10 protein-coding genes are annotated in these 9,192 nt (G+C 69.6%); 5 read left to right on the forward strand and 5 right to left on the reverse strand.

What is annotated here, in order from left to right; all coding sequences use genetic code 11:
* The first annotated feature begins 115 nt into the window (after positions 1-115).
* The gene (locus I5I_RS01635; protein ID WP_036315626.1) at positions 116-679 is read left to right on the forward strand and encodes a YceI family protein; all 564 of its coding nucleotides are present in this window, start codon (positions 116-118) and stop codon (positions 677-679) included.
* On the opposite strand, the gene I5I_RS01640 is transcribed toward I5I_RS01635, so the two are convergent.
* The 3 genes from I5I_RS01640 to I5I_RS01650 form a co-directional block, all read right to left on the reverse strand.
* Positions 645-1,664 carry a DMT family transporter gene (locus I5I_RS01640; protein WP_083867893.1) on the reverse strand — a complete coding sequence of 340 codons (1,020 nt, stop codon included), beginning with the start codon at positions 1,662-1,664 and terminating at the stop codon, positions 645-647. The two genes, I5I_RS01635 and I5I_RS01640, sit on opposite strands and share 35 nt — an antisense overlap.
* Positions 1,665-1,778: 114 nt before the next feature.
* Complete coding sequence (locus I5I_RS01645) at positions 1,779-3,077, reverse strand: MFS transporter (protein WP_036315627.1); 1,299 nt, start codon at positions 3,075-3,077, stop codon at positions 1,779-1,781.
* Positions 3,074-3,295, reverse strand: coding sequence for a DUF167 domain-containing protein (locus I5I_RS01650; protein ID WP_036287653.1), 222 nt, complete (start codon positions 3,293-3,295; stop codon positions 3,074-3,076). The genes I5I_RS01645 and I5I_RS01650 overlap by 4 nt, the downstream gene beginning before the upstream one ends.
* A 160-nt stretch (positions 3,296-3,455) precedes the next feature.
* On the opposite strand from I5I_RS01650, the gene rpsO reads away from it, so the two are divergent.
* Positions 3,456-3,725, forward strand: a complete 270-nt coding sequence (gene rpsO / locus I5I_RS01655) for a 30S ribosomal protein S15 (RefSeq protein ID WP_005048780.1) — start codon at positions 3,456-3,458, stop codon at positions 3,723-3,725.
* 113 nt (positions 3,726-3,838) lie between these two features.
* Here rpsO and I5I_RS01660 read toward each other — a convergent pair whose 3' ends face one another.
* Positions 3,839-4,849: an isopenicillin N synthase family dioxygenase gene (locus I5I_RS01660; protein ID WP_036315628.1), complete on the reverse strand. Its 1,011-nt coding sequence runs from the start codon at positions 4,847-4,849 to the stop codon at positions 3,839-3,841.
* A gap of 176 nt (positions 4,850-5,025) precedes the next feature.
* On the opposite strand from I5I_RS01660, the gene I5I_RS01665 reads away from it, so the two are divergent.
* Complete coding sequence (locus I5I_RS01665) at positions 5,026-6,222, forward strand: LLM class flavin-dependent oxidoreductase (protein WP_187289899.1); 1,197 nt, start codon at positions 5,026-5,028, stop codon at positions 6,220-6,222.
* Complete coding sequence (locus I5I_RS01670; RefSeq protein WP_036287646.1) at positions 6,219-6,881, forward strand: CE1759 family FMN reductase; 663 nt, start codon at positions 6,219-6,221, stop codon at positions 6,879-6,881. Before I5I_RS01665 ends, I5I_RS01670 begins: the two co-directional genes overlap by 4 nt.
* Positions 6,882-6,933: 52 nt before the next feature.
* On the opposite strand, the gene I5I_RS01675 is transcribed toward I5I_RS01670, so the two are convergent.
* Entirely contained in the window at positions 6,934-8,763 is a 1,830-nt protein-coding gene (locus tag I5I_RS01675; RefSeq protein WP_083867894.1) for a glycoside hydrolase family 15 protein, read from the reverse strand.
* Positions 8,764-8,814: 51 nt separating this feature from the next.
* Between I5I_RS01675 and I5I_RS16215 the strand changes: the two genes are divergently transcribed.
* Positions 8,815-9,090 (forward strand): hypothetical protein, encoded by a 276-nt coding sequence (locus tag I5I_RS16215; protein WP_239639990.1) that lies wholly within the window; start codon positions 8,815-8,817, stop codon positions 9,088-9,090.
* Positions 9,091-9,192: the final 102 nt, after the last annotated feature.

A 9,192-nucleotide genomic window follows, 5' to 3' on the forward strand; every position in this document is an offset into this window, starting at 1 on the left:
CCCCCTCCTCGTCTCTCCCGGATTGTTCCTCGAGAGTTTTCCCATGTGTGGGAATACATACGGATTCCGCGTGTTGACTAGCCGCAGACCGTTTCCCCGACGAAGGATGGCAGACATGACCGACACCACCACCGTTCCCGAGATCCCTGGCTACAAGGCCGGCACCTGGGTGCTCGACCCCGCGCACAGCGAGGTCACCTTCAGCCTCCGCCACATGATGATCTCGAAGGTGCGCGGCGTCTTCGGTCTCAAGAGCGCCACCATCGAGGCTCCGGAGAACCCGCTCGAGGCGAAGGTCAGCGCGACCGTCGACGTCGCCTCCATCAACACGAACGACGAGAACCGCGACAACCACCTGCGCAGCGCCGACTTCTTCGATGTGGCGCAGTTCCCGACGATCGAGTTCGTCTCCACCGGTGTCCGTTACCAGGACGGCGACTTCCTCGTCGACGGCGACCTCACGATCCACGGTGTCACCAAGTCGGTGACCTTCGAGCTCGAGTTCGGCGGCTTCGGCACCGACCCCTATGGCAACTACAAGGCCGGTGCCACTGCGACGGGCGTCATCAACCGCGAGGACTTCGGTCTGACGTGGAACGCGGCCCTCGAGACCGGCGGCGTGCTCGTCGGCAAGGACGTCACGATCACGCTCGACCTGCAGGGTTCCCTCCAGGCCTGAGTCCCTCCGTCCGACGGCGGTCGTTCCCGTTCCAGCGGGACGGCCGCCGTTGCGGCATTCGGAGTCGGTTCTGCGCGAGGAGGATGCCGAGGAAGACGATCCCGGCGCCGACCGGCTCGTGCCAGCCGATGCGCTCACCGAGGACGAGAAAGCCCAGCGCCACGCCCACGACCGGCGTGATGTACGTCACGGTCGACGCGGCCGTGGGTCCCCAGGCCCGCAGCGTGTTCTGGTTCCAGATGTAGGCCACGCCCGTGCCGAGGCAGCCCAGCAGCACCATGCTCACCACGATCCACGGGTCCAGCCGTACGGGCGTGAGGGCCACGGCCGGCGCCACGACCGTCATGATCACCGCGGCGATCCCGATGTTCACGAACGAGAAGGCGAGAGGGCTCATGCCCGAGTTCGCGAGGAAGCGGCGCATGTACGCGAGGCTGAAGCCGTAGCACGCGGTCGCGCCGAGAAGGGCGAGCTGAGCGAGCAGGCTCTGCGTGAGGTCGAGGCCGGTCCACGGTGCGATGATCACCACCACCCCGCCGATGCCGAGGGCGATGCCCGCGATCTGCACCGGCTTCAGACGCTCCACGCGAAACACGAGCGCCGCCATGATCGCGGTCATGATCGGCGTCGTCGCGTTGTAGATGCTTCCGAGGCCCGACGACACGTGCTGCTCGGCCCACGAGAACAGCAGGAACGGCACGACGCAGAAGCTCACCGCGAGCACCGTCATATGGCCCCACACCCGCGCGTCCTCGCGGCCCAGACCGGGCAGTCGGTCGCGACGGACGAGGACGAAGACCCCGAGCGTGGCCGCGCCCAGCACGAGACGCCCCCACGCGACCTGCGCGGGAGAGATGCCGCCGAGGGCGACCTTCATGAAGAGGAAGCTCGATCCCCAGATGATCCCCATCAGGACGAACTGGACGGCGATCGCCGCCGAGGACGGCCCCGGGCGGACCGGGGTGGGAGCGGGCGAGCGGGTCACGCGCCGACTCTAGCGGCGGCCACGCACGCCGTCGGCGCCCGTGGTATGCCACGTCCGAAACGCGCCGAAGCCTGGCAGGAATCGGTCGCGGCATCGAGCGTCAGGGATCGAGCGTCAGGGGACGGGGTTCTCGGCGTCGTAGCTGCGGAACCCCGGGTACAGACGCGCGAGGGTCGCGACGATCGCGATGATCAGGATGCCGCCCACCAGCGGCGGGAACCACAGCGTGGTGATCGTGGCGAGCGTCCCCGCGTAGAGGGCTCCGATGCGGGGGCCGCCGGCCACGACGACGATGAAGATTCCCTGCAGCCGTCCCCGCACGGCATCCGGCACCGCAGCTTGCAGCATGGTGGAGCGGTAGATCGCGCTCACGTTGTCGGCGGCGCCGCCGACGGCCAGCGCCACGCAGGCGGCGACGATCATCGCGATGTTCGCGTGGTCGGCATCCACTCCATTCGGGGCGCCGACGCCGACCGCGGCGAGCACCAACGCGAGAGCGAAGGCGCCGATGGCCGCGCCGTACACCTCGACCGCGCGCGCGATGCCTCGTCCATGCCAGCGATATCCGCCGACGCGCCCGGAGAACAGGCTCGAGAGGAAGGCGCCGGCCGCGATCGCGGCGGTGAGGATGCCGGCCGTGACCGGCCCGCCCCCGAGCAGCACCATGCCGAGTGCCGGGAAGAGGGCGAGCGGCTGGCCGAAGGTCATCGCGACGATGTCCATCACGAACTGCAGGCGGATGTTCGGCGCGCGTTTCAGGAACGCGATCCCGTCCTTGAGCGACTCCAGTCCCGGGCGCACCGTCTCGCCCTCGGGGCGCATGGCGGGCAGTGTCCAGAGCCCGAGGAACAGGCTGAGCATGAGGATGACGTCGATCGAGTAGGTCCAGGCGTATCCGGTGGTCGCCACCAGGATCCCCGCCAGTGCGGGGCCGGCCATCACCATGATGCCCACAGTGACGCCCTGCAGGGCCGCTGCGGAGGGCAGCAGCTCGCGGGGGAGAAGGCGTGGGATGATCGCGGAGCGGCTCGCCATCACGATGGAGTTGGCGGCCGCGTTGACGACGCTGAGGACGTAGAGCGACCAGACCGCCTCCTGCTGCGTCCAGGCCAGAACGGCCAGCAGCAGCGTGGAGGCGAAGGTGACGGTCGCGGCCGTCAGAGCCACCGTGCGACGGTCGAAGGCGTCGGCGAGCATGCCGCCGTAGATGCCCGCGAGCACCATCGGCACCAAACCCGCCACGGCGATCATCGAGACGGCGAACGTCGACGATGTCAGTGCGTACATGTGCAGCATGACGGCCATGATCGTGAGCTGGCCGCCGAGCCCCGACAGCGTCGAGCCGATCCACAGTCGCGCGAACGCAGGGCTGTGCCGGAACGGCGTCAGATCGATCAGGTGGCTGCCGCTCATGCGTCCACCTCGACGCGCTTGTGACGCGAGGCGTGTCCGCGGAGGATCGTGACGTCGCGCGGCGCCACGCCGAAGTGATCGGCGAGTACGCGCGTCACCGCGTCGTTGGCTGCGCCGTCGACGGCGCGCTCGCGCACGAAGACCGTGAGACCCTCGGCATCCTGCTCGACGAGGGGGCCCTTGCGGCTGCCGGGTTTGACGTGGACGGAGAACTGCACGCCTCGAGCCTAAGAGGATTCGCCCGGGCCACGGCGCCGAGTTTCCGGGACGGGCTCGGCGCTGGTAGACTCCTGAGGTTGCCGTTCGATCGGCCGCGGATAAAGAGAGCCCACGCATCAGGCGTCGGGCGCCGCGCAACGAAGAGGAAGGGGATCACCTATGGCACTGGAAGCAGACGTCAAGAAGGCGATCATCGAAGAGTACGCGACGCACCCCGGTGACACCGGATCCCCCGAGGTGCAGGTCGCGATGCTGACGCAGCGCATCAAGGACCTCACCGAGCACCTCAAGGAGCACAAGCACGACCACCACTCGCGTCGTGGCCTGTTCCTGCTCGTCGGTCAGCGTCGTCGCCTGCTGGGTTACCTGCAGGACATCGACATCAACCGTTACCGCTCGCTCATCGAGCGTCTCGGTCTGCGCCGCTAAGGCTTCGCGCCCAGCGTTCAATCGCGCAAAACATTCTTGGAGAGCCTCCCCACGGTGTGGGGAGGCTCTCGTCATTCCACGGCATCGTGAGGCGCTGACGCCCGGCGCCGGCGTCAGGCGCGGGTGGCGAGCAGGTCGGCGTGCCAGCGCTCGGCGACGTCGGGATGCGCGCGCAGGCGCGACTTGAGGGCGTTCTCGCCGTAGAGGCTGTGAATCGGGTTCGTCGGGTCCTGCGTCACCCCGCGCGCCTGCGCGGCCATCTCCAGCGGCAGTTCGATGAGCGGCAGCCGCGCATCGAGGGCGGGGTTGAAGAAGAAGGGCACCGAGATGCGATCGTCCGGATGCCGCGGCGAGACGACGCGGTGATTGGTGGCGATGAGATAGCCGCCGGTCGCGTACTCGAGCATCTCGCCGATGTTCACGACGAATGCTCCCGGCACGGGCGGCGCGTCGACCCATTCGCCGTCGCGCTCGACCTGGAGCCCACCCTTGCCGGGCTCGACCCACAGCAGCGTGACGACGCCGGAGTCCTTGTGCGCACCCACGCCCTGCGCGGGCTCGGGGGAGGCCGAGCCGGGGTAGCGCACGATCTTCAGCAGCGTCGAGGGATCTCCGAAGTGGTCGTCGAAGTATCCTTCGGAGGCGCCGAGGGCGAGCGCCCACGCGCGCAGCAGCTTTCGCGCGACGCCGGTGAGGTGCTCCTGCCACAGCGCGGCGACCTCGCGCAGTTCTGGCTGAGCCGCCGGCCAGAGGTTCGGGCCGATCAGTCGCGCGAAGTCGGGAGCAGCGGGGTCCGTGACCGCCTCCCGTTCCGGCCCGATGTCGATCTGCTCGCGCCAGTCGACCTTTCCCTGGGTGCGTTCCCCGCCCACCCGCGTGTACCCGCGGAAGTGCGGGCTCGTCACGTTCTCGATCGCGAGCTTGTCGGCCTCCGGCAAGGCGAAGAAGTCCCGCGCTGCGCGATGCAGGCGCTGTTCCAGCTCGGGGGTGACGCCGGTGCCGGTGAGATAGAAGAACCCGACGTCGTGCGTCGCCGATCGCAGCTCGTCGCGGAAGCGCGCTGCCGCCGCCGGCCCCGCGTCCAGCAGCGAGAGGTCGAGCACGGGGAGAGTGGGATCGCTCATGAGGCGAGGGTAGGCGTCCTGGTGCCGGCGCCGGCGGCATGTTGCGTCCGGTTACCGGTATGCGGGTCGGGAATAACCTGGACACCGCGGTGTTGTACGAGATACATTCACTTGCATGGAATGGATGCCGAGGCATCCGGAAGGCGAAGGACACCGTGAACGAGAAGAGCCCGCAGATGCAGTTCGGCATCTTCACCGTCAGCGACATCACGCAGGACCCCACCACGGGCCACACGCCGAGCGAGGCCGAGCGCATCCGCGCCACCGTGGAGATCGCGAAGCACGCCGAAGAGGTGGGCCTGGACGTCTTCGCGCTCGGCGAGCACCACAACCCGCCGTTCTGGTCGTCGTCGCCCACGACGACGCTGGCGTACATCGCCGCCCAGACCGAGCGGCTCATCGTCTCGACCTCGACGACGCTGATCACCACGAATGACCCCGTGAAGATCGCCGAGGACTACGCGATGCTGCAGCACCTCTCCGGTGGCCGCATGGACCTCATGCTCGGCCGCGGCAACACGGGGCCCGTCTACCCCTGGTTCGGCAAGGACATCCGTCAGGGCCTTCCGCTGTCGATCGAGAACTACGCGCTGCTGCACAAGCTGTGGCGTGAGGACGTCGTGGACTGGGAGGGCAAGTTCCGTACCTCGCTGCAGGGCTTCACCGCGACCCCGCGGCCCCTCGACGGCGTCGCGCCCTTCGTCTGGCACGGCTCGATCCGCACGCCCGAGATCGCGGAGCAGGCCGCGTATTACGGCGACGGCTTCTTCGCGAACAACATCTTCTGGCCGGCCGAGCACTACCAGCGCCTCATCGGTCTCTACCGCCAGCGCTGGGAGCACTACGGCCACGGCGCACCGGAGACGGCGATCGTGGGCCTGGGCGGCCAGGCGTTCATGGCGAAGAACTCGCAGGATGCCGTGAACCAGTTCCGTCCGTACTTCGACAACGCCCCGGTGTACGGCCACGGCCCGTCGATGGAGGACTTCACCGAGATGACGCCGCTGACCGTCGGCTCGCCGCAGCAGGTCATCGACCGCTACGCGGGGATGCGCGACATCTTCGGCGACTACCAGCGCCAGCTGTTCCTCATGGATCACGCGGGCCTGCCGCTGAAGACGGTGCTGGAGCAGCTCGACTTCCTCGGCGGCGAGGTCGTGCCGGTGCTGCGCAAGGAGTTCGCGAAGGACCGTCCCGAGAACGTGCCGGACGCCCCGACGCACGCCTCTCTGGTCCGCGCCGCCTACGGCGACGGACCCTCACGCCAGGCGACGCCGCGCGCCAACCGCGGTGACAACCTGAGCGGGCCCTCGCCCTACCAGGACGCCCCCGCCCCCGCCGGTGCCGCGTTCGGAGTGGGGGCGACCCGATGAGCGCGCGTCGCATCGCCGTGGTCTCGGCCGGCCTGTCGAATCCCTCGTCCACGCGCATGCTCGCCGACCGCCTGGCGGCGGCGACGGTCGCGGCGCTGGCTGAGCTGACGGGTCCTGACGGCGCGCCCATCCAGGCCACCGTCGACACGATCGAACTGCGCGATCTCGCACACGACATCACGAACAACCTCCTGACCGGCTTCGCTCCACCCGCGCTGGAGTCGGCCATCAACACGGTCGTGTCGGCTGACGCCCTCATCGTGGTCACCCCGATCTTCTCCACGAGCTACTCGGGGCTGTTCAAGTCGTTCATCGACGTGCTCGACCCGGACGCGCTCACGGGCAAGCCCGTGCTGATCGGCGCCAACGCCGGCACGGCGCGGCATTCGCTCGCGATCGACTACGCCATCCGCCCGCTGTTCGCCTACCTGCACGCCGAAGCCGTCTCGACGGGTGTGTTCGCGGCATCCAGCGACTGGGGCGCCGCAGCCGACCAGGTCGCGCCGCTGAGCTCGCGCGTCGAGCGCGGTGCCCGCGAACTGGCCGAGGCCGTCGCGCGCCGTCAGCCCGCCGGCAGCGACGACCCGTTCGACCCCGCGAACTACCTCGGCGAGGGACGTTCCTTCGGCCACCTGCTCGGCGGTCTCGCCGGTGAGTGACTCCTGACGATGCCCCCGATCACGCTCCGGCGCGGTCGGGGGCATCGCCGTCTCAGCCGGCTGCGGCCTCGGCGCGGGCGAGGGCGGATGCCGCGCGCACGAGAGCCAGGTGCGAGAGCGCCTGCGGGGTGTTGCCGGCCTGCCGCTCCTCAGCCACGTCGTACTCCTCGGACAGCAGGCCGACATCGTTCGCGCGGGCACAGGCGCGGTCCATGAGCGCCCGCGCGTCGGCGAGACGGCCGCTCGCCGCGTACTGCTCGACGAGCCAGAACGAACACGCCAGGAACGGGTTCTCCGTGCCTTCCAGCCCGTCCACCCCCGACTCGGTGCGATAGCGCAGCACGAGGCCGTCGACCATGAGGGTGCGCTCGATCTCGGCCACGGTGGCCAGCATGCGCGGGTCGTCCGCGGCGCAGAATCCGACCGTCGGAAGCAACAGGAGCGAGGCATCGACCGCGTCCGTCGCGGTGTGCTGCACGAAATGGCCTCGTGGGGAGACTCCGTGAGCGTCGATGTCGGCGCGCACCCGGTCGCGCAGCTGCTCCCAGTGCGCGTCGGGGCCGTGCAGACCGTGTTCGCGCACCGAGCGCACGCCGCGATCGAATGCCGCCCACACCATGGCCCGGGAGTGCACGAAGACCTGCGGCGCACCGCGGATCTCCCAGATGCCCTGATCGGGTTCGTCGATGCGCTCCTCGGCACGGCGCAGCAGCGCGCGCTCGAGCGGCCACGAGATCGCCGACTGCTCGATGCCGGCCGCACGCGCGGCGAACAGGCACGTCATGACCTCACCGGTCACATCAGCCTGGTACTGCTGCGCCGCGCCGTTGCCGATCCGCACGGGCGCGGCACCCCCGTAACCGGGCAGGTCGCCGAGCTCCCGTTCGATGAGGTCGCGCTCGCCGGCGATGCCGTAGACGATCTGCAGGTCGGCCGGGTCGCCCGCGATCGCCCGCAGCAGCCAGCGCTGCCAGTGCGCCACGACGTGCGCGAAGCCCTGGCCGAGCAGCACCTCGATCGTCAGCGAAGCGTCTCGCAACCAGACGAAGCGGTAGTCCCAGTTGCGCTCGCCGCCGAACTGTTCGGGCAGCGACGTGGTGGGTGCGGCGATGATGCCGCCCGTGTCGCGGTGCGTGAGCGCGCGCAAGGTCAACAGCGAACGCACGACGACGTCGCGGTGCGGCCCGTGCACGTCGATGCGTTCGGCCCACGCGCTCCACCATTCGCGCGTGCACTGCAGGGCATCCTCCACGTCCAGCGGGGCGGGAACAGGGCGGTGCGAGGCATGCCAGGTGAGCGTGAGGTCGCGGTGCTCGCCGGCGGCGACGCTCAGCGTGCCGCGGTGCACGTGGTCGGTGGCCGTCAACGGTGCACCGCGCAGGGCCACGGCGTCCGGTCCGGCGATCGCCGTCACCTCGGGGGCGTCGGCCGTCCCGGTCTGGCGCACCCACGGCAGCGCGCGGGCGTAGTCGAAGCGCAGCCGCACCTGCTGCTCGAACGCGACGCGGCCGCTGATGCCGACGACGCGGCGCACCAGGTCGACGCGGTGCACGACGTCGAGATGCCGGGGATCGACGGGCAGACAATCGTGCACCTCGGCCACGCCGTCCGCGCTCTCCCAGCGCGTGATGAGGGTGAAGGTGTCGCCGTCGTAGTGCCGTGTCGCCCGCGCGTCGGGATCGGCGGGCCGCAGCGCCCATCGTCCCTGATGGTCGTCGCCGAGGAGGGCGGCGAACACGGATGCCGAATCGAACCGCGGCAGGCACAGCCAGTCGATCGATCCGTCGCGCGAGACCAGCGCCGCCGTGCGGCAGCTGCTCAGGAGCGCGTAATCGTCGATGGGCGTGGGGGAGGGGATCCGGCCCGCGTATGCATCTGCCACGGAATGATTCTGCCCCTCGCCGCCCCGCACCGGGCGACATAGGGTGTGCACATGGCTGACGTGTCGACACTGGTGATCATCGGGGCAAGCGGCGATCTGACACAGCGACTGCTGCTGCCGGCGCTCGCCGATCTGCTGCGAGGACAACCGCAACGGCAGCTGCATCTGGTCGGTGTCGGTCGCACCGAGATCAGGCGACGCGCAGTGGCGGCGACAAGTGCGGACCGCGTTCCGGGAAGCCGGAGCGGACGATGCATTGTCCGCTGTCGCATCGACGCCGATTCATCACGGCCGACGCGACCACCGCCGCGGGCCTCGTCGCCGTGATAGGCGCCGTCCCGGAGGGTCGGCTCATGCTATAGTTGCGCCGGCGCGCCCGTCGCCGCCGCGGCCGCGTGCACGGCACAGTCTCCGGCCGATCTGCCGGAG

Source organism: Microbacterium sp. B24, from assembly GCF_000333415.1.
Lineage (GTDB): Bacteria > Actinomycetota > Actinomycetes > Actinomycetales > Microbacteriaceae > Microbacterium.

Coding starts and splice junctions, on each gene's coding strand:
- rpsO (WP_005048780.1), top strand. CDS start 3,456: ATGGCACTGGAAGCAGACGTCAAGAAGGCGATCATCGAAGAGTACGCG.
- I5I_RS01670 (WP_036287646.1), top strand. CDS start 6,219: ATGAGCGCGCGTCGCATCGCCGTGGTCTCGGCCGGCCTGTCGAATCCC.
- I5I_RS01660 (WP_036315628.1), bottom strand. CDS start 4,849: ATGAGCGATCCCACTCTCCCCGTGCTCGACCTCTCGCTGCTGGACGCG.
- I5I_RS01665 (WP_187289899.1), top strand. CDS start 5,026: ATGCAGTTCGGCATCTTCACCGTCAGCGACATCACGCAGGACCCCACC.
- I5I_RS16215 (WP_239639990.1), top strand. CDS start 8,815: ATGGCTGACGTGTCGACACTGGTGATCATCGGGGCAAGCGGCGATCTG.
- I5I_RS01645 (WP_036315627.1), bottom strand. CDS start 3,077: ATGAGCGGCAGCCACCTGATCGATCTGACGCCGTTCCGGCACAGCCCT.
- I5I_RS01635 (WP_036315626.1), top strand. CDS start 116: ATGACCGACACCACCACCGTTCCCGAGATCCCTGGCTACAAGGCCGGC.